The organism is Deefgea piscis, from assembly GCF_013284055.1.
Classification (GTDB): domain Bacteria; phylum Pseudomonadota; class Gammaproteobacteria; order Burkholderiales; family Chitinibacteraceae; genus Deefgea; species Deefgea piscis.
Window position 1 is genome coordinate 989026 of sequence record NZ_CP054143.1, and the last position, 23942, is coordinate 1012967.

The window sequence follows — 23942 nt, forward strand, 5'->3', positions numbered from 1 at the left end:
TATTGATATTGTGCAATGCCTAGCTTATTTTCCAAATTACTCAATCTTGAATCGCCTTCTGCTGCAAACACCACGGGAATAAATCCCCATTCACCGAGCAATCAACTCATAGAAGTGCATGAGCTCGATGTCGAAAGCTATATCAGTGAGCTCTGCCAATTGATCGCTAAAAACAAATTCGACACCGATTTACGCCAAGATTATGAAGCGCAATTAGCCCAAATTGCACGCCATACCCCACTCCGTGCCCGCCCCCAATAAACCGCAATGACGCGATACTGCGGATAAAACTGATTATTTACTGTCGATTTACGACAGAACTCGTTATGCTACAGAGCTTATCATTGTTGGATTTAGCCAATGAATTTACTCAGTAGCACGCTGCTGATTGCCTTGTTGATTGCGATCAGCGCCTTTTTATCGATTTCAGAAATTTCACTCGCCGCCAGTCGTAAGCTCAAACTCGAGCAGATGCGCGACGAAGGCGACGCCCGCGCCGATCTGGTCTTGGGCCTACAGTCACAACCCGGGCACTTTTTTACTGCCGTACAAATTGGCGTGAATGTCGTCGCTATTTTGGCCGGTGTACTCGGCGAAAGTGTTTACGCCCAAGCCTTCACCCAATTTTTTAGTCAATACATCCATCCGACGCAGGCGCAAAGTATCGGCTCGATTGGTTCATTCCTGATTGTCACCACCGCGTTTATTTTAATTGCCGACCTGATCCCTAAACGAATTGGTATGGCGGCATCTGAAGCCGTTGCGGTGCGTATTGTGCGGCCGATTTTATTTTGCGTCTCTTGCTTACGGCCTTTGGTTTGGTTTTTTAATGGTTTAGCCAACTGGGTGATTCAACGCCTTGGCTTGCCTGCCGCACGGTTAAATGACATTACCACCGAAGATATTTTAGCTTTAGCCAATGCCGGTGCTTTGGCTGGGGTGGTCGCCAAACAAGAACATCAATTGATTGAAAACGTTTTTGAGCTGGAAGAACGCACCGCACCATCGAGCATGACCGCGCGCGAAAACATTATCTGGATTGATCGCTTAGAAAGCGACGAGCTAATTAAAAATAAAATCTTGGCCCATCCTCATGCCAAGTTTCCGGTGTGTATGGGCAATATTGATCAAGTGATTGGTTATGTTGATTCGCAAGATATTTTAAGTAATGTGTTACGTGGTGAAAGTATTTCCTTGCGCGGTGATGGCTTATTGCGCAATGCGCTGATTTTGCCCGAATCACTCACGCTGGCTGAAATCATGGCGCACTTTAAAGCGGCGCGCGAAGACTTTGCCGTCATCATCAATGAATATGCTTTAGTCGTTGGTCTGATTACGATGAATGACATTACCGGCATGCTAATGGGCGATCAATATATTGCCCCTGACGAAGAACAAATCGTGCAGCGCGATGAAAACTCTTGGTTAGTTGATGGCATTACCGCGATTGGCGATTTGGAGCGCGTTTTGCAAATCGACGCCTTTCCCGATGATGACCAATACGAAACCATTGCCGGTTTTATGATGTATATCTTACGCAAAGTCCCCAAACGCACCGACTGCGTGATTCATGCAGGGTTTAAATTTGAAGTGGTCGACATTGACCATTATAAAATTGACCAATTATTAGTCACCCGCGTGCCAAGCGATAATCCAAACCCGTCTGTTTAACTCGGCCAGCAGCGCTGATCATCCTCGGCGCTGCTGCGCGTCTCTATGCCAAATCCAGCTTAACTGTGGCTAAATTTACGTAAAACATTACTTTCGTGTAATTTACATGACAAATTAACGAATAATAATATACCATTTACGTAACAAAATATTGAGCTACTGTGACAGTGCGTATCACAGGCAAGCTGCGGCTTATGGCTTCAAAAAGGATAAAGAATGAATTTTCTGATTGTTCCGGGCTTGAATGGTTCTAATGAAGCACATTGGCAAAGTCGCTGGGAAAAAACCAATAGCAACTTTAGCCGAGTCGAGCAAAGCAATTGGCAATTGGCGCATCATGACGATTGGCTGGCCAATTTAGATGCCGCAGTACAACGCTCTGGGCCAGAAACAATACTCATCGCCCATAGTTTAGGCTGCTTACTCGTTGCCAATTGGGCAGCTCAAACCACCAAATCGATCCGTGGAGCTTTTCTGGTTGCGCCACCTGATCCACATAGTCCACAGTTTCCAAATACCGCGATCGGTTTTGATCATCTATCCAAAGCGCCACTGCCTTTTCCTAGCATGGTCGTTACCAGCAGTAATGACCCTTATGCTTCACTCGAATTTGCCATCCACACGGCAACGGCATGGGGCAGTAGCTGGAAAAACCTTGGCGCGTATGGCCATATTAATGTGGATAGTGGTTTTGGCGATTGGCCTGCAGGCTTGGCCTTACTCAATCAATTGCTCAGCCAATGTCAGCAACTGGAATTAAGCGCTAATATGGTTTGAAATTGACCCGCAAAAAAAAGCGAGTGCCATTCGCACTCGCTTTTTTCATTCTCAACGCAAAATAAATTCAATTAGAATTTCAAACCAACACCAGCGTACAAGCCGTCCGCTACGGTACGGGTGTAGCGATCATGAAACTCGGCTTGGCTAAAGCGGTAACCGAAATCAATCGCAATAGGCTTACTGATATTAAAACGAACACCAACCGAAGAATCAACATAGCTGGTCAAGCTGCCTGAAGACGCAAAGCTAGGCGCCCAGTAAGCACTGCCATAAATTGAAAACTGCTGCGTCAATGGAATAGTCAAATCGCCACCAAATGACAGCGCGTATTCAGTATCGCTGTAATTAAAGTCGAGCAAATTGGCCTTAGCACCCAACGTCAATGTATTGTCACCGAGTGGAATATTTTTACCCAAACCGATATTGGCAATCGTATTTTCGTGATCGTAGTTGTATAACAAATCGGCAGAAAGCTTCAATTGATTGATGTTATTGCTGTAATGCACACCGAGGTATTCATGACCCATTGAAGCGGAAAAATCGCTTGCATGTGCGCCAACAGAAAGTGCTAAAGCACAGGCAGTGATATAAAAACGCATGAAAATAGTATCCGGCAGATAAATTGGCCGCAAAGCTTACAGTTTTTATGCCCGTTGCCGCTATGTACAAATGTACAGATCGGTGCATTTTGCTGAATTTAGCGCCAAAACGATGGCAAATGCTGCCAATAATGATCCAATAACAAAGCAGCAAACAACCACGCCAAATAATGTATCGAATAGCGAAACAGCGCTTTAGCCAATGCATCACTGGGCTGACGATACAATTGCCACGCACGGCGCAAAAATCCGGTATTGAGCCAAATCGCGGCCAGTGCATATACACCAGCAGAAAATCCCAAAGCCAATGGCAATAAGGTCGTTGCCGCCAAAATCCATGAATACAGCCAAATCGCCAATTGCGTAAATGCACGGCCATGCGTCACCGGCAACATGGGCAAACCAGCACGGCGATAATCATCGAGGCGATACAAAGCTAAAGCCCAAAAATGCGGTGGCGTCCATGCATAAATAATCAGAAATAACACCGCCGCCTCGGGCGAAACAGAATTGGTCATTGCGGCCCAGCCCAGCACTGGCGGCATAGCCCCCGCAGCGCCACCAATCACAATATTCTGCGGCGTTAATGGCTTTAACCAATGGGTATACACCACTGAATAAGCAAAAAAGGTAGCTAGCGTTAAATACATGGTGAGTGTATTTACAAACAGCCCCAACATTATTAAACCCAAGCTGGTGCAAAACAGCGCATACACCGCCGCCCATTGCCAAGATAAATGCCCTTGCGGCAAAGGGCGTAAATGCGTTCTCACCATTAAGGCATCACGCTGGCGCTCCAAAATACAATTGGCGGCCGCTGCGCCCGTGGCCACAAAAGCAATGCCAATACACGCGGCCAACAACACCGACCACTGTATCTTGCTGGGCATAGCCAACAGCATCCCAATCAAGGCGCAAAAGACGATGAGCGCCACAACTCGCGGCTTACCCAAACGCAATAAATCACTACCCCGATGCGAAACAACCAAGCCCAAGCTATTCATAGCGAACTCCTTACCCACGTCGCATCAAGCCGCGAAATCGCAGTATATTTAGCCACAGGCAAACGCGCGGCGATAAAAACGATCATCGCCAACAACAGCGCTGCGCCGCCGTTATGCGCGACCGCCAATGGCAGAGGTAATGAAAACAGCACATTGCTGATCCCCAGACCAATCTGTAGCAATAATGCCGCCGCCAATGGCAACGCCAAACGACTAGATCGCTGATGCAATACATAAATTAAGCGCCCAATCACCAACAGCACCAGCATAGCGCCAAGGCGATGCAAACTTTGGATCGCCGCAAGATGCGCCAAGCTTAAAGACGCGCCATCGGCCGTTTGGCCTAATAAGCGATCAGGGCGAAACGCCTCCCATATGCCGCTATGCCCAGCAAGCTCGTTTTGGCAAAAAACTGAAGTTGAACACGCCAAGCCAGCGTAATTAGTCGAAACCCAACCGCCCAAAATAATCTGTCCAGTGAGCAGTAATAGCGCCAGATAGCAAGCCGATCGCACCTCAGCAAAAGCCGCCGGCAACGGCGTCGCAATTCGGCCAGCCATCGCCACCAATAAAGCCAACAAACTCATACCACCCAATAAATGCGCCGTGACCACCACCGGCATGAGCTTTAAAGTCACCGTCCACATGCCGAGCAGCGCTTGAAAAACAATCAACAAGACCGGCAAAACAATCAGCCATATTGGCAAACGATCTAGCCGTTGCCGCCACAAGACCATCGCCAAAGCCAACACCAACACCAACACACCTAAACCAGCGGCCACATAACGATGCAGCATTTCTTTACTGCCTTTGCCGGCATGCACTTCCCCACCAAAGGTTTGCTCGGCCTGCGTAATTTCGTGCGGCTCATCCGGTGCAGTGAGTTGCCCGTAGCAACCGGGCCAATCAGGACAGCCTAATCCGGCATCCGTTAAGCGCACATACGCGCCCAGCATGAGTAAGGTGAACGTCCAGAGAATGGTCAGTAGCAAGAGCGCTCGAATCATCATTCACCTCAAGTTAAGTCGATAGACCAAAGTTTTCTTGCATCATTGTTTCGACTTGTCGGACTAAAGTGCGGCCTGCGGCTTCACCGCCTTGCCATTAAGCTTTTGTGCTGATACTTAAACCACGATTGTTTTTTAAAATCGTCGCAATTTCTTGAATGGTTTTTTGCCGCCCAGCGACATCTTGCAACAACGTTGGCGGATAAAAAATCACCGCATTACCATGCGGATCGATCAGATATAAACCCAATGCAAAGTGCGTCGGCAATCGCATTGAACACGCCGCAACACTGCGAATCCGCCCACGCTCGCGGCCTTGGGCGATTTGCAATTGCTGGGCGCTCATCATCAATTGCGTGGCCAAATCGCTGCAGCCTGCAGGATCATGCGCCACCAAGCGCCATTGCTGATCAGCCGCGACAACCGGTTGCGCCAATAACTGCCCGTAGCTTTCGCCGCCTTTCACGCGACCGCTCAGCCAAAACCACTGCGCCAATAGCACTGGCGTAATACACAAGCCCAGTATTGCTATCAAGACAATTATAGACCTAGCCTTTACTGACATACCCCCTCCTTGCGGCAGAGTAAAACTGCCACCATAAATACGCCCCCAAAGCACTCATCAACCACCAACTAAGGGCATACGCCAAATGCCGCGCCACCCCCAAAGGTCGATCCACCGTTAAAGGATAAATACCTGCAGGAGCATCTTGAGCAACACCATAAGCAATTGGCATGGGTAAATGCGCCCACGCCGCGAAACGGCCAAGATCTAAATTTTGAAATACCCGCCCCTGAATCGGTGTCGCGCCCAGCTCAATAAAGCGCGGCCATGGCTGTATCGTGACCCGTGGCGGATCTTGAGCCACCGGTGGCAGCATTCGCTCGCCTGGCGACCACCAACCGCGATTAATCATCACAATCGAGCCGTCTTTTAATCGAAAAGGCGTAATCAGGTGATAGCCCAACTTACCATCCAGCATGCGTTGATCCAGCATGATTTCAGCGTGGTTGAGCCACTCGCCATCGAGCAATAAAACCCGCCATGGTGGCGGGCTTCCTTGCGACCAAGTGAGTTCGGGTAAGCGCTGTTGGGTGGTGATTTGCTCGATTAAGCTTTGTTTTTGATTCGCCCGCCACAGCTGCCAAGCGCCTAAAGCGAACGTTAAACAAACCAAACCCGCCAGAAAAATCAAAGCGGCATACTGCCGTTTGCGCAAAATCTGTTGATTTGGCTTAAGCTGATGAGCTGGAGGATTGGGAATGAAAATCGTACTCATAGGACTACTCCTAACCATCATGGCACTGCTTGCTCTGGCTTTAACTCAGCTCATCCGTGGTGGATCACAACGCTTATTTACCTTACTCGCATGGCGAGTTGGCTTATCTATTGGTTTATTTTTATTCTTGATGCTCAGTCGCTTCATGGGCTGGATTTAGCGCATTATTGCAGGCAACGATACAAAATTTGGCCGAGCGATTTATAGCCAATACACCAAAATAAACAGCAATAACCACACCACATCGACAAAATGCCAATACCAAATCGCCGCCTCAAAACCAAAATGGGCCTGCGGGGTAAAGTGTCCTTTTTGCACCCGAAACCACATCACCGCCAAAATGATCGTTCCCACCAACACGTGCATGCCATGAAACCCAGTCAGCATATAAAAAGTCGCGCCGTAAGCGCCTGAGCCTAAGGTTAAATGCAGCTCATTCCACGCATGACGATACTCATAGGCCTGCAAGCATAAGAACAGCGAGCCGAGCAAAACGGTAATGCCTAGTCCTAGGCTGAGTTGCTGCCGCTTGTTTTGCATTAATCCCCAATGGGCCCAGGTTAACGTCAGTCCCGACGTCAATAAAATCGCGGTATTGAGCGCAGGTAATCCCATCGCACCCATCACATGATAAGCGTCAATGCTTGGCCCAGTTGCCATCGGCCAATTGGCTGTAAACCCTGGCCACAACATGCTTTGCGTATCGCTAAAAAAGCCCAGTTCGGGCACTGAAATCACTCGGGTATAAAATAAAGCGCCAAAAAATGCCGCAAAAAACATGACTTCAGAAAAAATAAACCAGCTCATTCCCCAGCGAAACGAATAATCCACCTGCTGACCATATTGCCCCGCATTGGATTCTTTTACCACGTCACCAAACCAACCAAATAACATCCAAATTAAAATGGCAAAGCCCAGCAATAAGCTCCAAGTGCCCAGCGAAACCTGATTCAAACTCAATGCCGCACCCAGCCCAAGAAAAAACAAAGCCACCGCCCCCACCGCTGGCCAGCGCGAGGGAGACGGCACAAAATAATGTGCATCGTGAACGCCGTTTTCTACATTCATGCTCCACCTCCACTCACTAAATACCGTGCCAAAGCCAACAAAAGCGCCGCTAACAGTAGCGCACACAACACACCGGCGGCGATTAAATATGGCAATTTAAGCGGCGCTCGCTCGGCGTTTTTACGACTTCTTACGCCAAAAAACCCCGACAGCACCGCCAATATCGTCGCCCATAAGGTTTTCATGGCTGCGCCACTTTTTGCAAACTATACGACAAAGTCGCCGCGCCCATTTCGGCCGGCAATTGATCCGCCACCAATAACACCACGGTGACTTCACGGCGCTCTTTGGCCGCTATTTGCAATTGATCAAAACAAAAACATTCTAATTTTTGTAATAAACCCGCCGCCCGAACTGGGGCAAAACTTGGCACGGCGCGCACTTGTAATACTTGGTCGGACTCGTTTTGCAACACAAAGCGCGCTTTGACGACGCCCCCAGCTTTGGCCATCACCACCGGATCTAAAACCTGCATCGTCATCGGTAAATCGGCTGCCACATTGCTATCAAACTCTAAGCGCAAAGCCGCGCCCGGCTGGGTAATGGCCGCCTGTGCCCGATCCAAGCCAATGGCTTTACAAAATGCGCTATACAGCGGCGACAAGGCATAGCCAAATCCAAACATCAACACCGCAACCGCGATTAAGCGTAGCGCCAAACGCTGATTTTTTTGCGTTAAATCCATCGTTGATCCTTGCTGCTGCTAGGTCAAACAGTGAAATAAACTTGTCTGAGCATCACGGCGATAAAAAACAGCGCCGCCAGCAAAACCAGTTTTAGGGCAGTTTTATGATTGCGTGTCATCAATCGTTCTCCAAACCTTGCGCGCGTAAACCGCGCTGCACGGTGGCTAAATCCGGCGGTGTTTCCCACGTATGGTGTGGCGCGGGCGAAGGCACTTCCCACTCCAAGGTATTGCCGCCTTCCCATGGCCGACTCGGCGCGGGGCCAACACCGCCGCGAATGGTGTGAATCACATTGAATAAAAAGAACACCTGACCGAGACCAAAACAGATCGCCCCCACGCTGGCGATGGCATTAAAGTCGGTAAATTGCAGCGCATAATCTGGAATTCGCCGTGGCATGCCAGCGAGCCCCAAAAAATGCATAGGGAAAAACGTCACGTTAAACCACAGCATCGACCACCAAAAATGAAACTTGCCCCGTCCCTCGTGGTACATAAAGCCAGTCCATTTCGGCAACCAGTAGTATGCGGCTGCAAACAAGCTAAATAGAGCACCAGCGACCAATACATAGTGAAAATGCGCGACAACATAATAGGTGTCTTGCATTTGCGTATCAACCGGCGCAATCGACAAAATCAATCCAGAAAAGCCACCCACGGTAAACAAGCAAACAAAACCAATCGCAAACAACATTGGCGTTTCAAACGTCATACTGGATTGCCACATTGTCGCAATCCAGTTAAAGACTTTGACCCCAGTCGGCACCGCAATCAGCATGGTTAAAAACATAAAAAATAGTTGTGCAGTGGCCGGCATACCGACGGCAAACATATGATGCCCCCACACCATAAACGACAGAATCGCAATCGAGCAGGTGGCATAGACCATTGAAACGTAGCCAAACAAAGGTTTTCGTGCGAATACGGGGATGATTTGGCTGACAATCCCAAACGCTGGCAGCGCCATGATGTACACCTCGGGATGGCCAAAAAACCAGAAAATATGCTGAAACAGCACCGGGTCGCCGCCCCCCGCAGCTTTAAAGAAATGCGTGCCAAAATGCCGATCGGTCAACAACATCGTGACCGCCCCCGCCAAAACCGGTGCGACTGCAATTAATAAATACGCAGTCACCAATGACGTCCAAGCAAACAAAGGCATTTTCAATAGCGGCATTCCCGGTGCGCGCATATTTAAAACCGTCGTAATAATATTAATCGAGCCCATAATCGACGATAAACCGAGCAAATGAATGCTAAAAATCGCCAAATCCATGCCCATGCCACTTTGAATCGATAGCGGCGGATATAAAGTCCAGCCGCCGCCAGCGGCCCCGCCGGGCACCAATAAAGAAATCAGCAACAACGCGGCTGCGGGAGGTAATAACCAAAAACTCCAGTTATTCATCCGCGCAAAGGCCATATCTGGCGCGCCGAGCATTAAAGGCAGCATCCAATTGGCCAAGCCGGTAAATGCCGGCATAATCGCGCCAAAAACCATGATAATGCCGTGTAATGTGGTCAATTGATTAAAAAACTCAGGCTGCCAATACTGCAATCCCGGCTGAAATAATTCCGCCCGAATACACAAAGCCATAAAGCCACCGACAAAAAACATCGCTAAAGCAAAAAACAAATACAGCGTGCCAATGTCTTTATGATTGGTGGCATACAACCAGCGCCGCCAGCCGTGATCCATCGCGTCGTGGCCATGATTTAAATGCTCAGTTGCTGTCGTCATCATTTACCCTTTGCTCGCGCTGCACGAATTTCTGCTGGCATCACCAGATCGGCTTGATTACCCCAAGCCGTACGCTCGTAACTAATTGCCGCAGCCAGCTCAACATCTGACAAGGTGCCCCAACTTGGCATCGCATTTTTGCCATTGAGCACAATGCGAATATGCTCAGCTTTCGCGCCGTTAGCGATTTTAGACCCTGCTAAAGCAGGGAATGCCCCGCTCCCCGCGCCATCGGCCTTATGGCAAGCGGCGCAATTGGCTTCATAAGCTTGCTTGCCACGCTGCAATAATTCATCGCGGGTCCACACTTTATTCGGATCATCTCGGGCCGCTTTGGCTCTGGCTTGCTGCTGCGCCAACCACCGATCAAAATCCGCCTGTGACACCACATTGACCACAATCGGCATAAAGCCGTGATCTTTTCCACACAGCTCAACACATTGCCCACGATAAGTACCGATCTTGTCGGCTTTAAACCAGGTGTCGCGAATAAAGCCCGGAATCGCATCTTGCTTCACCCCAAAAGCAGGTACGCCCCAGCTATGAATCACATCATTGCTGGTGGTTAGGATGCGAATCTTTTTACCGACAGGCACCACCAAAGGCTGATCCACCTCGAGTAAATACTGTGGATTTTTCGCTTCGCCTTGACTCTGGTAATTTTCGATTTGCCCACGTGGGGTCGCCAATTTACTTTTAAAACCAAAACCATGATCAAGGTAGTCGTACGCCCAATACCACTGATGGCCAGTGGCCTTAATCGTAAAATCAGCATCGTGAGTGTTTTTTTGCGCCAGAATGACGCTTGCAGCAGGCCAGGCCATGCCCAATAGAATGAGCGCTGGAATCAGCGTCCATAAAATCTCGACCAGGGTATTTTCATGAAACGGTTTCGCGACATGCCCGAGTGATTTTCTATGCCGCAAAATGGCATAAAACATAAATCCAAAAACCAAAACAAAAATCAGCAAAATCAGCAGCATCAACCAACTGTGTAAGGATTCGATTTGTTGTGCAATCCCCGTCACGGGCGGCTGAAATGTCCAGAACTCACCACTAGCCTTGGCATTTGCTATCAATAGCAGTGCCATTACTCCAGATAAACGCCAAAGCATTGATTTTTCCTCCCAACTCACGCTTTCACACTAGTCGAGTTTTACTCAGGCGCAAGTCAGCAAAAGCAAATAAAAATGCGGCGTTGCAGCAAAATCCGCCCATCTGAAAGCAAAGCTAATCACGTCAAAACTGACTATGAAAAAATAGCTGTTTTTATACACTGCGTCTTGGGAGTGCCTCGCCATGGATTTACATTTAAATGAATTGGATCAGCATTTCACGCTGCCTGTAACGCGAAAAGTCGGCTTTCTTCGCCCTTTAGCGTGGATCAAAATGGGCTGGCAAGATCTCATCAAACACCCAGCGCCCAGCCTGCTGTACGGGCTGATTATTTCAGTCACCGGTGCTTTATTACTACTGTTCACGCTGCAAGACGTACACCTCTACACCACCGCAATTACTGGCTTTTTACTGCTAGCTCCGCTGGGCGCTGCTGGTATTTATGAATTAACTAGCGAACGAGACGAAGGCCGTGAAACGTCTTTTTTACAATCAATTCATGACCTGTATAAAAATGGCGGTCAGTTGGCGTTTTTAGGCGTGATTTTGGCTTTTATCGCCATTTCTTGGGAACGCACGTCGGCGGTGTTGTTTGCCCTAATGTACTCAGGGCAATTCATTGAAAAACAATCCATTTTGCAAGCTTTAAGCGGTGAGTTTCTACCCTTCACACTGGCATGGCTTGCTGGTGGTTTTGTATTAGCCTGTTTTGTATTTGCATTAACTGCAGTCTCAATTCCACTGCTAGCTGATCGAGAATTAGATAGCGTCACAGCGATGATGACTAGCTTGCGTGCAGTAGCTGAAAACCTCCCTGCAATGATGTTATGGGCAGGTCTCATCGTGGGATTAACTGCGCTGGGTTTTGCCACATTTTTAATTGGCTTAATCGTCATATTTCCCTTACTCGGGCACGCCACCTGGTATGCTTACAAAGAACTGATAGAGTAAAATTACACCAATACTGCATCTTGACGTAAATTAAAATTACTGAAGCAGTGCGGGATAATCCTGATGTGGAGTTCTCTACTTAGCTATTAGCATGGGCCGTAAGATTGTTATCAATCTACGGCTCATTTTCTTTTAAGCGGAGTAATACTCAATGCATCTCGAAGTACGCAAACTGATGTTAGCCACAACGCTGGCCCTCATGGCTGGTACCAGCATGGCAGCGAATAAAACGTTGATTTATTGCTCCGAAGCCAGCCCATCCGGTTTTGATCCAACCCGCCAAGTGACAGGCGGCGATTTTGACGCCTCAGCCGAAACAATCTTTAACCGTCTTACCGAATTCGAGCGTGGCTCGACACAAATTCGCTCAGGTTTGGCCGAAAAATGGGATGTTTCACCCGACAACCTGACTTACACGTTCACGTTGAGAAAAGGCGTTAAATTCCACACCACGCCATATTTCAAACCAAGCCGTGATTTCAATGCTGATGACGTGATCTTTACTGTGCAACGAATGATTGATAAAAATCATCCATTCAATAAAGCTGCGCCAGCTGATTTTCCTTATGTTTCTGACATGAGTCTCGATACCAATATTGCTGCAGTCGAAAAACTCGACGCCAATACTGTCCGCATCAAACTCAAAACCGTCGACGCCGCTTTCTTGCAAAATTTAGCGATGTCATTTGCCTCGATTCACTCTGCTGAATACGCCGATCAATTATTAAAATCAGGCAAAGCCAATCAAATCAATACCCAGCCAATTGGTACCGGCCCTTTCGTATTTCGCAGCTACCAAAAAGACTCCAATATCCGTTTTGATGGCAATAGCCAATATTGGCGCAAAGGCGACGTTCAGCTGGATAAATTGATTTTTGCCATTACCACTGACGCGTCGGTTCGCTACCAAAAACTGCAAAAGAATGAATGCCAAGTGATGGCCTACCCACGCCCGGCAGACATCAAGGCCATTCAAGCCAATCCAAAACTCAACTTGCTACAACAAGCTGGTTTTAACCTCGGCTGGCTCAGCTACAACGTACAGAAAAAACCATTTGATAAGCTGGAAGTGCGCCAAGCACTCGATATGGCGATCAATAAACCCGCCATTTTAGCCGCGGTGTATCAAGGTGCAGGGCAACCGGCCACCAACCCAATGGCACCAACACAATGGTCTTACAACAAAAAGCTCAAAGACGCGCCATTTGATCCAGCCAAAGCCAAGGCGATGCTCGCCAAAGCTGGCGTTGCCGACGGCACTGAAATCACCCTGTGGGCGATGCCAGTACAACGCGCCTACAACCCGAATGCCAAATTGATGGCCGAAATGATTCAAGCCGATTGGGCCAAAATTGGCATTAAAGCCAAGATTGTCAGCTACGAATGGGGCGAATACATCAAGCGCGCTAAAGCGGGCGAGCATGATTCATTGATGATTGGTTGGACTGGTGACAATGGTGATCCAGACAACTGGCTTGGCGTGAACTTAGGCTGCGAAGCGGTCGGCGGCAATAATTATTCGCGCTGGTGCAATAAAGAATTTGATACTTTAGTGGTCAAAGCACGCACGCTGAGCAATCAAGCCGAGCGTACTAAGCTGTATGAAAAAGCCCAAGAAGTGTTCAAGCGTGAATTGCCATTTACCCCCATCGCTCACTCGACGGTGTATCAACCCATTAGCAAATCAGTGCAAGGCTTCAAAGTCAGCCCATTTGGCCTCAATTCCTTTTATGGTGTGACCGTCAAATAATCTGCAATGCGCCCAGCCTAATTCATTTTAGGCTGGGCTTTCTCCGTCTTATCACCGCCCGTGGTTTTTCTCACGGGGAGAATGCCCATGTTCAGCTTTATCATTAAGCGTATTTCAGTCGCTATTCCCACTTTTTTGGGCGTCACGCTACTGGCTTTTGCGCTCATTCACATGATCCCTGGTGATCCAGTGTTATTGCTGGTTGGCGAGCGCCGACTGGACCCAGAATTTTACCGCGCCGCCATGCAGCGCCTTGGCCTTGATCAGCCGCTCTACGTGCAATATTGGGATTATTTGCGCCAATTGCTGCAAGGCAATTTAGGCGAATCCATCGTGACGCACGAGCCAGTCATGAGCGAGTTTCTTAAATTATTCCCCGCTACCGTCGAGCTTTCGATGGCGGCGATGCTGTTTGCCGTCATTTGTGGCCTCGCTGCCGGCATGCTCGCGGCAACTAAACGCGGCACCGTGATTGATCATTCCGTGATGGGTGCAGCGCTTACCGGTTACTCAATGCCGATTTTTTGGTGGGGACTGATCCTCATCATGGTGTTTTCAGTTCATCTTGGCTGGACGCCGGTTTCTGGGCGAATCTCGCTGGAATACGACATTCCGGCAGTGACTGGTTTTATGCTGATTGATACTTTGCTCTCCGGTGAAGAAGGCGCGTTTAAATCTGCAGTCATGCATTTGATTTTACCGGCGATTGTTTTAGGCACCATTCCAATGGCGGTGATCGCTCGGATGACGCGCTCGTCGATGCTCGAAGTATTGCGTGAAGACTATATCCGCACCGCGCGCGCCAAAGGGCTCAGCCGCACGCGGATTATTATTGTGCATGCGCTGCGTAATGCCTTAATTCCCGTCGTCACCGTGATCGGTCTACAAGTGGGCACCTTGCTCGCTGGCGCCGTGCTCACCGAGACGATTTTCTCTTGGCCGGGCATTGGTAAATGGCTGATTGACTCGATTTCTCGCCGTGATTATCCGGTGGTGCAAGGCGGTATTTTACTGATCGCCACGCTGATTATTTTTGTTAACTTGCTGGTCGACATCCTCTATGGGGTGATCAATCCACGTATTCGCCATTCGAGATAAGCTTTTATGAATACCCCGACCACTGCTATTGAAGCCCCGTTTTCTCACCCCTCGCCATGGACTGAGTTTTGGCAATCATTTCGCGGCAACCGTGGCGCGTTGATTGCGTTAATTTATTTTGTTTGCTTGGTTTTAGTGGCGGTATTTGCCCCTATCCTTGCGCCACACAGCCCTATCGAGCAATACCGTGATGCGTTTTTAACGCCGCCGGCTTGGCTAGAAGGCGGCTCGTGGCAATTTATTCTGGGCACAGATGAAGTCGGCCGCGATATTTTGTCGCGCCTGATGTATGGCGCACGGCTCTCGCTCACCATTGGCTTGGTATCGGTGTTGCTATCGTTAATTCCCGGTGTGATTTTGGGGCTGATTGCGGCGTTTTATCCGGGCAAAATTGGCGACGCCATTATGCGTTTAATGGATGTGATGCTGGCCTTGCCTTCATTACTACTCGCGGTAGCGATTGTGGCGGTACTCGGCCCTGGCCTCACCAATACCATGCTGGCGATTGCCGTGGTGTCTTTGCCATCGTATGTGCGCTTAGCGCGCGCTTCAGCCATGACCGAACTACACAAAGACTATGTGATTGCCAGCCGCTTAGCTGGCGCGGGCCAATTGCGTTTGATGTTTAACACCGTGTTGCCTAACTGTATGGCACCGTTAATTGTGCAAGCGACGCTCGGGTTTTCGGCGGCGATTTTGGATGCTGCGGCGCTGGGCTTTTTGGGTTTAGGTGCACAACCACCGCTACCTGAGTGGGGCACGATGCTCGCATCCGCGCGTGATTACATCGAAAGCGCTTGGTGGGTGGTCACTATGCCGGGACTCACCATCTTGATTACCGTGATTGCCTTAAATCTAATGGGCGACGGTCTGCGCGATGCGCTCGATCCTAAATTAAAAAAATTAGCGTAAGGCAAGGTATGAGTTTATTAGACATTCGCAAGCTCAACGTGACTTTTGGCCACGGCAGCAATCCATTTCGGGCGGTATCGGGGCTTGATCTGAGCATCAATAGCGGTGAAATTTTAGGTATCGTCGGCGAATCGGGCTCAGGTAAATCGGTCACCATGCTGGCCATGATGGGCCTGATTGACGCGCCCGGCATCGTCACCGCTGAGAACTTAAGCTTTGCCGGCCAAGATTTAATTGGTATGAAACCGGCGCAAAAAAGACAAATCATTGGCCGCGATATTGCGATGATTTTCCAAGATGCGCTCACCAGCCTCAACCCCGCGTATACCGTTGGCGACCAATTGATAGAAACGCTCAAACAACATACCCCACTACGCGGGGCGGCGTTAAAAGCGCGCGCTTTAGAATTACTTGAGCAAGTTGAAATCCCCGACGCCAAATCGCGCCTCAATGCCTACCCGCATCAACTCTCGGGCGGTATGAGCCAGCGCGTGATGATTGCAATGGCGATTGCCTGTAAACCCAAGTTATTGATTGCCGATGAGCCCACCACCGCGCTCGACGTGACGGTGCAAGCGCAGATTATGGAGCTGCTAGTCAATCTGCAAAAACAAAATGATATGGCGCTGATTTTAATCACCCATGATCTGGCCGTGGTCGCTGAAATCGCGCAAAAAATGGTCGTGATGTACGCCGGTGAAGTCGTCGAAACCAGCGCCACCGACACCCTATTTGCCACCCCACGCCATCCGTATACCCAAGCGCTGCTCAGCTCGATTCCAGAGCACAGCAAAGGCGCACGACGCTTAAATACCCTCGCTGGCGTGGTGCCGGGCCAATACGATAGGCCAACAGGTTGCTTACTTAGCCCGCGCTGCCTATATGCCAACGCACAATGTGCATCGCAGCACCCACCCATAATACCTATAGCAGGTACTAGTGTGCGCTGCTTTACTCCATTAGATTCCAACGGTATACCTAGTCATGAGTGAAAACAACTTAAGCCCTATTCTGCGCGCTGAACATTTATCGCGGCACTATAAAGTCGGCGGTGGACTATGGCAAAGCGCCGCCACCGTCAAAGCACTCAATGACGTTTCATTTGAACTGTTTGCCGGTAAAACACTGGCCGTTGTCGGCGAATCGGGCTGTGGTAAATCCACGCTAGCGCGCCAGCTCACCTTAATTGAAAGCCCCAGCGCCGGTCATTTGATTATCGACGGCATTGATATTGCCAGCGCGGATGCCAGCCAGCTCAAAACACTGCGCCCTAAAGTGCAAATGGTGTTTCAAAATCCTTTCGCCAGCTTAAACCCGCGTAAAACCATTGGCGACATGCTCAGTGAGCCTTTATTACTCAACACCGAGCTTTCTGCCGAAGAACGAAAAGCCCGCGTGCACGAGATGCTCAAAACCGTCGGCCTGCGCCCAGAGCACTATCATCGCTACCCACATATGTTTTCTGGTGGCCAGCGCCAACGCGTGGCGATTGCCCGCGCCATGATGCTGCAACCGGCGATTTTGGTCGCCGACGAGCCAACCTCAGCGCTCGACGTGTCCATCCAAGCGCAAATTCTGAATCTATTCATGGATTTGCAAGAACAACTGGGCACCGCCTACGTGTTTGTCAGCCACAATCTGGCCGTCGTTGAACACGTCGCCGACGATGTGATGGTGATGTACTTTGGTAGCACCGTTGAATACGGTCCAAAAACCAGTATTTTTGAGCAACCTTTGCACCCGTACACCCGAGCCTTAATGTCGGCAACGCCGGCGATTCGCGCCGAAAATCGACGCGAAAAAGTTAAATTGATTGGTGAGCTACCATCGCCAATCAATCCGCCATCCGGCTGCACCTTCCATACGCGTTGCCCCTACGCCAACGCCCACTGCCAAAGCGCCGTCCCAGAATTACGCCCCGTTGCCGGCAGAATGATCGCCTGCCACCGCGTAGAAGAAATCAATTCGCTCACGCAAGCATAAATGCATAAATCTGTGCCTTTAAAAGACGCTGCGGCGTCTTTTTTTACGGCCACGGCAAAGCATCGCGACAACCGAAAACGCCGCGCTAAGTCATTGTGATTTAATCTGTTTTTCCGCCCCTAATCAGCATGATCGATAAAAAAGCATTGACGAAGCGATATATCCAATATATAGTTCGGCCTCTCTGTCGCGGGATGGAGCAGTTGGCAGCTCGTCGGGCTCATAACCCGAAGGTCACAGGTTCGAGTCCTGTTCCCGCAACCAGACCTACTTCGCAAGCCAAGTCGAAGTTTGTAGAGCAACAAAACAGTCGCGGGATGGAGCAGTTGGCAGCTCGTCGGGCTCATAACCCGAAGGTCGTAGGTTCGAGTCCTACTCCCGCAACCAAATATCTAAGCCACTGATTCATGCTTAATGGGTTGGTGGTTTTTTAGTTTCTGCTCGTCGTATTTTGCAGCAGAAACCCAGTACAGACGCGGGATGGAGCAGTTGGCAGCTCGTTGGGCTCATAACCCAAAGGTCGTAGGTTCGAGTCCTACTCCCGCAACCAATACCAAAAAACCTAGGTCTCAAGCCTAGGTTTTTTTGCGTTCTGGCTACCTCTACTACCTCGCCCTATTTCACCACCACATTCGCCCAAGCTTGCCGACCAAATGGGTTTACCACGTAGCCACTCACTTTATCGGTGGTGATGACCGAGGTGAGTGGATGAGCGAGAGGAATCCATAGCGCTTGTTGGCGGATGATTTTTTGCGCGGCTTGGTAATGCTGCGTGCGCTCGGCAAGCTTAGCGGTAGTTTTGCCTGAGCGAATCAAGCCATCGAGTTGCGGCTGGCAAAAGCGCGCAAAATTAAGCCCAGATTCAACCGAGGCACAGGCAAACTGCGGGGTTAAAAAATTATCCGGGTCACCATTGTCCCCAGTCCAGCCCATAAACAGCAGATCGTGCTCACCGGCTTTAGCGCGCTTAATGAGTTCGGCCCATTCTATGGTTTTAATTTCGGCCCGAACACCAATTTTGGCCAAATCCGCCTGCAGCATTTCAGCGCCCATGCGCGGATTCGGGTTCAAAGTGCTGCCGCTAGGGCGCACCCAAATGGTGGTTTCAAAGCCATTGGGCAAGCCTGCTTTGCTTAATAACGCTTTGGCTTTAGTTAGATTTTGCTGTTCATGATTGCCTGCCAAATAGCTCCACGTTGCAGGCGGAAAAGGCCCGTTCGCTGCGCTGGCCGTGCCTTCAAATACGGCCGCCAAATAGGCTTTTTGATCAAACGCCAATTGCAGCGCTTGGCGCACTTCCACCTTATCCAATGGCTTGTGCTGCGTATTGATCGCCACAAACGCCGTGGCAAACATCGGCGTACTCAAGACCTTGAGCTTTTTGTCGTTACGCGCGGCAGTAATGTCTTGCGGCTTTACCCCCAGCGCAATCTGGCATTCGCCGGCTTTGACTTTTTGTACTCGCACCGTTGGATCAGCGGTGATGGCGTAAATCAGCTTGTCTGCCTTGGGCTGGCCGGCAAAATAATTGGGATGCGCGTCGTAACGAATCACCGCGTCTTTTTGAAAGCTTTTTAGCGCAAAAGGCCCAGTGCCAATCGGTTTAGTATTCAACTGCCCCTGCTGATTGGCCGCCAGCAATTGATTGGCGTATTGCGCCGAATAAATCGACGTAAACCCCATACTGAGCAGCGGCAAAAAAGTCGCATCGGCTTGTTTAAGCTGAATCACCACCGTGTCATCGGCGGTTTTTTTAATACTCGCAATCAATTTAGCCAAGCCAAAGGATTGCGCGTGCGGGTAGCCGTTCGGGGCGCTGGCATACCATGGATGATTTGGATCGAGCATGCGCTGAAAACTAAACACCACATCATCGGCATTCAAAGCACGGCTGGGCTGAAAGTAATCCGTTTTTTGAAACGCCACGTTTTTGCGTAATTTAAACGTGTATTGCAAATGATCGTCGCTCACCTGCCACGACTGCGCCAAGCTCGGCACCAGCTTACCTGTCGCCGCATCATATTCGAGCAAACGATTAAAAATCGGATCAGCTGCCGCGTTGGTATTGGTGAGTGAATTGTATTGCACTACATCAAAGCCATCTGGGCTGGCCTCAGTGCACACCGTTAGCGGCTTGGCGCTCACAGCACCCGCCAAGAGTATTGCCACCAATGCAGCGATTTTATTTAGCTTCATTCATATACTCCAATAAATTAACCAGAATGACGCTATAGCGCCCAAAAAACAAACGTCAACAGCCCCTAGCTACTTAGCTTGATTTTGCCTTAAAAGGAACATTCAAATGCAGCTGCACCTTGCTGCTGACCATGCTTTAAACCTTTCATGATGATTTCTAGCTAAATAGATTATTAACGCGCAGGCCGAAAAATGACGAATTATTTTTCATTCGCTGTGCGAACACCAATCGCTGAGCCACAACCCAGCGATTGGATCTTTAGCAGCAGCATCAGTTCCAGCTTTCGCTCGCCCCAATGCGGCGGCGTTTAGAGCGACTTCTCAAAATACGCCAGCAGCAAATGCAAAGAATGCGCCGATGATTGCAGCTGAGTGGCGCAATTTTTGGTTCGTTGAATGCCTTGATGATTTTCCTCGGTCAATACACTCACCGCCTCCATGCTTTGCGCCACATCGGTCGTGGCCTTCACTTGCTGCGCCAGCATATTGGCCACTTCACCGGCTGCAATCACAATCAAAGCACTTGATTGCCGCAGGCTATCTAAGCTCTCAACCGTTTGATCAATTTGCTGATTGGCCTGCTCACTACTGAGTGAAACAGTATTGATCTGCGCTTGCGTTGCCAACACCTGCGCGCGCAAGGCCAAAATCGCTTGTGAAATATCACTGATATTTATGCCGGTACTCTCAGCAAGCTTTCTCACCTCGTCGGCCACCACCGAAAATCCTCGCCCATGCTCACCCGCGCGTGCCGCCTCGATACTGGCGTTGAGTGCCAATAAATTAGTGCGATCGGCAATTTGATTAATCACCGCCGTAATCGATTCAATTTGCTGCGCCACGGCATTGAGCTCACCAATGGCGGTGCACGACATCCGTACTTGCTCGCTCACTGCGTCATTGGCTAATTTCGATTGCGTCATTTTTTGCGCGCCAACGCTGACTTGTTGGCAAGCCTCATTGGCGCTCAACTCAGAGCGCTGGGTGGTTTCAGAAATATCCTCAACCGATACCGATAACTCCTCTAAAGCGGCAGCAATCCGGGTAATTTCTTCTGCGGTTTTCCCCGAGCGTAGCTCGACCTGCTGCGCTTCTAACTTGGCGGTTTGCGCCGCTTGCGCCACTTCACGCCCAGTCATTACCACATCAGCGAGTAAGGCCCGCAAATTAATCCGCATTGATTCAAGCCGCATCAATACGCTTTTCATTTCCCGAAAGCCACTCGGCGTTAACGACTGACTAAACTGCCCCTCGGCAAATAAAGCCAAGGCCGATGCCGCCTGTTGCAAGCCTTGCGCGGTTTGCCGCGTTAACCACCACACCCCGCCAGCTATCCACAGCATTAATGCCGCAGCCAATATCCAAACCCCCGGTACCAACCAACACAGACCGATCAAGAGCAATAAAATCGGCAAGCAAAACAGCATACCCAACTGCGCCAATGAAAAGCCTGGCCGCGCCAAACTCACCGGCAACGTTGCCTGCCGCTGATTCACCGCTTGATATAAAGCCTGCGCAGCGCGTTTTTCCGCGTCGCTTGGCATTGATCGCACCGACATATAGCCGGTCTTGATGCCGTTTTCATACAAACAGGTAACGTAGGCATGCACCCAATAAAAATCACCTGATTTAGTTCGATTTTTGACCATGCCCTGCCAAGGCTGATCGGCCTTGAGCGAGCGCCACATATCAAAAAACGCCGCCTCAGGCATAAACGGATGGCGCACCATATTGTGCGATTTGCCGATTAATTCGCTCTCAGTAAAACCGCTAATTTCAATAAAACTGCGGTTTGCATAAGTAATCACGCCCTTTAAATCTGTTTTGGTCACTAACGGTCGATCTTTACTCACCAACACTTCATGTTCTGTTATCGGAAAATTTGTTTTCACCACAGCTCCAGATCTTATTTTTATTGATATAAACCAACTCCGGCTGGATTTTGCCATAGCGAAATCGCAGCAACACGCGGGTTATCCCCCATCCAAAAACACCACACACCCGCATGCGCTCGGCGTTACAACGTCAATCTCAAGTCCAAGGTGAAAACCAATAAAACATAGGTATATATTACAAAGACATACTTATTAATGGCTCAATAAAGATACCCTGCCATCTCATTTCAAACGCCGCATATGGGCAGACAAAAAAGATGTAACAAATGTGAAATAAAATACAAACTGTTGTATTTCAGAAACGGCGAAAACCTCAACAGCAAAGCGGATTTGAATTGCTCAAACAAAAGTGCCAGGCAAAAAAAAATCACCGCCTTGCGCTTTCTAAATTGAAAGGCGGGCGGTGATTGTTTTTCGCGCCTAGCGCGTTAAATTAAAACCTTAAACGCGATACGCAATGGCTTCGACTTCAACCAATACATTTTTTGGCAAGGTTTTCACTGCCACGCAAGAGCGTGCCGGAACGCCAGCACCAAAATACTCGGTGTAAATCACGTTAAATGCAGCAAAATCAGCCATATCGGCCAAGAAACACGTGGTTTTCAACACATTGTCGAGCGAGCTATTGCCTTGCAGCAACACCGCTTTCAGGTTTTCTAACGCTTGGCGTGCTTGCACCGACACATCACCGGCAATCACTTCACCCGTTGCTGGCACTAATGGAATTTGGCCCGAAGTAAAAATCAGGTTTCCAAACGCAGTCGCTTGTGAATACGGACCAATAGCTGCTGGTGCGGCGTCGGTAAAAATAATTTCCTTCATCTTCATTCCTTTAAAATATTAAAACTGAAATCAAACTCAGTACGAGCCAGTATTCACTCGCTCAATCCTACTCTGGCATTATTTTGCTTGTTTATGCAGCATAATTTGCAAAATTTGCACGTCAGTTTGTACCATACCCTGACAAGCCAACTGCCCTAAATTATTGATCGATTGATCAACGTCATGCGCCACAATACCTTCATTACCCGTTACGCAAACGCCATCCATCGCCATCAAAACTGATTTATAAACCGATTGCGCCGAAGTCGAGACCTTCATCGCACAGCTATTGGATGCGCCATCGCACACCATGCCGGACAAATCGCCAATCATGCTCGAGATCGCCATGCTCACGGTTTTAAAATCGCCTTTGAGCAACCAAGCCACACCCGCAGCCGCGCCCATCGATGCCGTTGTCACCGCGCACAATGCCGATAGTTTCGGTAGTTTGCTGTGAATGTAAATCGCCATTAAATGCGACATCATCAAAGCGCGAGTTAATTGCTCTTTACTCGCCTGTATATGCTCGGCCACCACGACTACCGGCATCGTTGCGGCAATACCCTGATTGCCCGAGCCAGAGTTACTCATTGCTGGCAACGTCGCACCACCCATTCGGGCGTCTGAAGCGGCCGTAGTACGAATCAAGATCTGGCTCAACAAGCCTTCCGACATCAAGCCTGCGGCGATTTGGCGCTGCAATGTCGCGCCAATATGTAAACCAAACGTGCCCTTCATGCCTTCTTGCGACAAAGCATCATTTAACACGCCAGCCGCGTCGATAAAATCAATCATTTCTAAGGGTGCCAGCGTGGCAAAATCATAAACATCTTGCGCTGTCGCACTGGCAATATCGTAAGCGGCGGCAGCCGTTGCTGCGCCCACATCCGCCAATTCAAAAATAACGTGGCCATTGTGCTCAATATAAATAACTCGGGTATGGCTATCGGCAATGCGTACCTTGGCCCACTCCTCACCGTGAAACACACACGCTTCCGAATACAAAATATGCGGCACATTGGCAATCGATAACTCAACGCGCTGCTCGGCAATCATCGCCTTGCCCGCATCCACTTGCGCCTGTGTTAAGCCTTTGAGCACTTCCAATTTGCCATCTGGGTTGCCAGCCAATGCACCCACCGCAGCGGCAATTTTTAACCCAACAGTACCGGTACCTGGCACTGCGACGCCCATGCCGTTTTTCATTAAATTGGCCGACACTTTGGCTTCAATGCGCTCTGGCGTTTTTGCCAAATGCTGCGCAGCAATTGCTGAAGCTAAAGCCAAAGAAATTGGCTCAGTACAGCCCAATGCCGGTGCTACTTCGTGCTGAACTGCTTTAATAAATTCTGGCCATAGGGCGTGTGAAGAAGACATATTCATG

The 23942-nt window shown here is 49.5% G+C and carries 24 protein-coding genes and 3 tRNA genes; 13 read left to right on the forward strand and 14 right to left on the reverse strand.

Features of this window, described 5'->3' with window-relative positions; all coding sequences use genetic code 11:
* The first annotated feature begins 15 nt into the window (after nucleotides 1–15).
* From HQN60_RS04815 to HQN60_RS04825, 3 genes are all read left to right on the forward strand, one after another.
* On the forward strand, nucleotides 16–261 hold the full coding sequence (locus HQN60_RS04815; protein WP_173532592.1) for a hypothetical protein: 246 nt from the start codon (nucleotides 16–18) through the stop codon (nucleotides 259–261).
* 99 nt (nucleotides 262–360) lie between these two features.
* Nucleotides 361–1671, forward strand: coding sequence for a polyamine export protein PaeA (gene paeA, locus HQN60_RS04820; protein ID WP_173532593.1), 1311 nt, complete (start codon nucleotides 361–363; stop codon nucleotides 1669–1671).
* Nucleotides 1672–1887: 216 nt separating this feature from the next.
* Entirely contained in the window at nucleotides 1888–2448 is a 561-nt protein-coding gene (locus HQN60_RS04825) for an RBBP9/YdeN family alpha/beta hydrolase (RefSeq protein WP_173532594.1), read from the forward strand.
* Nucleotides 2449–2519: 71 nt separating this feature from the next.
* On the opposite strand, the gene HQN60_RS04830 is transcribed toward HQN60_RS04825, so the two are convergent.
* The 5 genes from HQN60_RS04830 to HQN60_RS04850 form a co-directional block, all read right to left on the reverse strand.
* A complete protein-coding gene (locus HQN60_RS04830) occupies nucleotides 2520–3050 on the reverse strand; it encodes a YfaZ family outer membrane protein (RefSeq protein WP_173532595.1) in 531 nt (176 codons plus the stop codon).
* 98 nt (nucleotides 3051–3148) lie between these two features.
* The gene (gene cyoE, locus HQN60_RS04835; RefSeq protein ID WP_173532596.1) at nucleotides 3149–4054 is read right to left on the reverse strand and encodes a heme o synthase; all 906 of its coding nucleotides are present in this window, start codon (nucleotides 4052–4054) and stop codon (nucleotides 3149–3151) included.
* The gene (locus HQN60_RS04840) at nucleotides 4051–5064 is read right to left on the reverse strand and encodes a COX15/CtaA family protein (protein ID WP_217390247.1); all 1014 of its coding nucleotides are present in this window, start codon (nucleotides 5062–5064) and stop codon (nucleotides 4051–4053) included. The genes cyoE and HQN60_RS04840 overlap by 4 nt, the downstream gene beginning before the upstream one ends.
* 94 nt (nucleotides 5065–5158) lie before the next feature.
* Complete coding sequence (locus HQN60_RS04845; protein WP_173532597.1) at nucleotides 5159–5596, reverse strand: hypothetical protein; 438 nt, start codon at nucleotides 5594–5596, stop codon at nucleotides 5159–5161.
* A gap of 13 nt (nucleotides 5597–5609) precedes the next feature.
* On the reverse strand, nucleotides 5610–6341 hold the full coding sequence (locus tag HQN60_RS04850; protein ID WP_173532598.1) for an SURF1 family protein: 732 nt from the start codon (nucleotides 6339–6341) through the stop codon (nucleotides 5610–5612).
* On the opposite strand from HQN60_RS04850, the gene HQN60_RS04855 reads away from it, so the two are divergent.
* Nucleotides 6325–6501 carry a DUF2909 family protein gene (locus HQN60_RS04855; RefSeq protein ID WP_173532599.1) on the forward strand — a complete coding sequence of 59 codons (177 nt, stop codon included), beginning with the start codon at nucleotides 6325–6327 and terminating at the stop codon, nucleotides 6499–6501. The two genes, HQN60_RS04850 and HQN60_RS04855, sit on opposite strands and share 17 nt — an antisense overlap.
* 41 nt (nucleotides 6502–6542) lie before the next feature.
* Here HQN60_RS04855 and HQN60_RS04860 read toward each other — a convergent pair whose 3' ends face one another.
* The 5 genes from HQN60_RS04860 to coxB form a co-directional block, all read right to left on the reverse strand.
* Nucleotides 6543–7409 carry a cytochrome c oxidase subunit 3 gene (locus tag HQN60_RS04860; protein WP_173532600.1) on the reverse strand — a complete coding sequence of 289 codons (867 nt, stop codon included), beginning with the start codon at nucleotides 7407–7409 and terminating at the stop codon, nucleotides 6543–6545.
* Nucleotides 7406–7594, reverse strand: coding sequence for a DUF2970 domain-containing protein (locus HQN60_RS04865; RefSeq protein ID WP_173532601.1), 189 nt, complete (start codon nucleotides 7592–7594; stop codon nucleotides 7406–7408). Before HQN60_RS04865 ends, HQN60_RS04860 begins: the two co-directional genes overlap by 4 nt.
* Complete coding sequence (locus tag HQN60_RS04870; protein ID WP_173532602.1) at nucleotides 7591–8094, reverse strand: cytochrome c oxidase assembly protein; 504 nt, start codon at nucleotides 8092–8094, stop codon at nucleotides 7591–7593. The genes HQN60_RS04865 and HQN60_RS04870 overlap by 4 nt, the downstream gene beginning before the upstream one ends.
* 118 nt (nucleotides 8095–8212) lie before the next feature.
* Nucleotides 8213–9835, reverse strand: coding sequence for a cytochrome c oxidase subunit I (ctaD, locus tag HQN60_RS04875; RefSeq protein WP_373281556.1), 1623 nt, complete (start codon nucleotides 9833–9835; stop codon nucleotides 8213–8215).
* Entirely contained in the window at nucleotides 9835–10950 is a 1116-nt protein-coding gene (coxB, locus tag HQN60_RS04880) for a cytochrome c oxidase subunit II (RefSeq protein WP_173532604.1), read from the reverse strand. Before coxB ends, ctaD begins: the two co-directional genes overlap by 1 nt.
* 184 nt (nucleotides 10951–11134) lie before the next feature.
* Between coxB and HQN60_RS04885 the strand changes: the two genes are divergently transcribed.
* The 9 genes from HQN60_RS04885 (at nucleotide 11135) to HQN60_RS04925 (ending at nucleotide 18195) form a co-directional block, all read left to right on the forward strand.
* The gene (locus tag HQN60_RS04885) at nucleotides 11135–11902 is read left to right on the forward strand and encodes a DUF2189 domain-containing protein (RefSeq protein ID WP_173532605.1); all 768 of its coding nucleotides are present in this window, start codon (nucleotides 11135–11137) and stop codon (nucleotides 11900–11902) included.
* 151 nt (nucleotides 11903–12053) lie between these two features.
* Complete coding sequence (locus HQN60_RS04890) at nucleotides 12054–13652, forward strand: ABC transporter substrate-binding protein (RefSeq protein ID WP_173532606.1); 1599 nt, start codon at nucleotides 12054–12056, stop codon at nucleotides 13650–13652.
* An 87-nt stretch (nucleotides 13653–13739) separates the two neighbouring features.
* The gene (locus HQN60_RS04895) at nucleotides 13740–14750 is read left to right on the forward strand and encodes an ABC transporter permease subunit (protein WP_173532607.1); all 1011 of its coding nucleotides are present in this window, start codon (nucleotides 13740–13742) and stop codon (nucleotides 14748–14750) included.
* A 6-nt stretch (nucleotides 14751–14756) separates the two neighbouring features.
* Nucleotides 14757–15662, forward strand: a complete 906-nt coding sequence (locus tag HQN60_RS04900) for an ABC transporter permease subunit (RefSeq protein ID WP_173532608.1) — start codon at nucleotides 14757–14759, stop codon at nucleotides 15660–15662.
* Between the two features lie 8 nt (nucleotides 15663–15670).
* A complete protein-coding gene (locus tag HQN60_RS04905; RefSeq protein WP_173532609.1) occupies nucleotides 15671–16654 on the forward strand; it encodes an ABC transporter ATP-binding protein in 984 nt (327 codons plus the stop codon).
* Entirely contained in the window at nucleotides 16647–17645 is a 999-nt protein-coding gene (locus HQN60_RS04910) for a peptide ABC transporter ATP-binding protein (RefSeq protein ID WP_173532610.1), read from the forward strand. The genes HQN60_RS04905 and HQN60_RS04910 overlap by 8 nt, the downstream gene beginning before the upstream one ends.
* A gap of 188 nt (nucleotides 17646–17833) precedes the next feature.
* A tRNA-Met gene (locus HQN60_RS04915) sits at nucleotides 17834–17909 on the forward strand.
* A 47-nt stretch (nucleotides 17910–17956) separates the two neighbouring features.
* A tRNA-Met gene (locus tag HQN60_RS04920) sits at nucleotides 17957–18032 on the forward strand.
* 87 nt (nucleotides 18033–18119) lie between these two features.
* Nucleotides 18120–18195 (forward strand) — tRNA-Met (locus HQN60_RS04925).
* A 65-nt stretch (nucleotides 18196–18260) separates the two neighbouring features.
* Here the strand turns inward: HQN60_RS04925 and HQN60_RS04930 are convergent.
* The 4 genes from HQN60_RS04930 to HQN60_RS04945 all read right to left on the reverse strand — a co-directional run bounded on the left by HQN60_RS04930 (nucleotide 18261) and on the right by HQN60_RS04945 (nucleotide 23941).
* On the reverse strand, nucleotides 18261–19841 hold the full coding sequence (locus HQN60_RS04930) for an ABC transporter substrate-binding protein (RefSeq protein WP_173532611.1): 1581 nt from the start codon (nucleotides 19839–19841) through the stop codon (nucleotides 18261–18263).
* Nucleotides 19842–20149: 308 nt separating this feature from the next.
* Nucleotides 20150–21733 (reverse strand): methyl-accepting chemotaxis protein, encoded by a 1584-nt coding sequence (locus HQN60_RS04935; protein WP_173532612.1) that lies wholly within the window; start codon nucleotides 21731–21733, stop codon nucleotides 20150–20152.
* A 444-nt stretch (nucleotides 21734–22177) separates the two neighbouring features.
* Entirely contained in the window at nucleotides 22178–22558 is a 381-nt protein-coding gene (locus HQN60_RS04940) for a RidA family protein (protein WP_173532613.1), read from the reverse strand.
* 78 nt (nucleotides 22559–22636) lie between these two features.
* Nucleotides 22637–23941, reverse strand: a complete 1305-nt coding sequence (locus tag HQN60_RS04945) for an L-cysteine desulfidase family protein (RefSeq protein ID WP_173532614.1) — start codon at nucleotides 23939–23941, stop codon at nucleotides 22637–22639.
* Between the last annotated feature and the right edge of the window lies 1 nt (nucleotide 23942).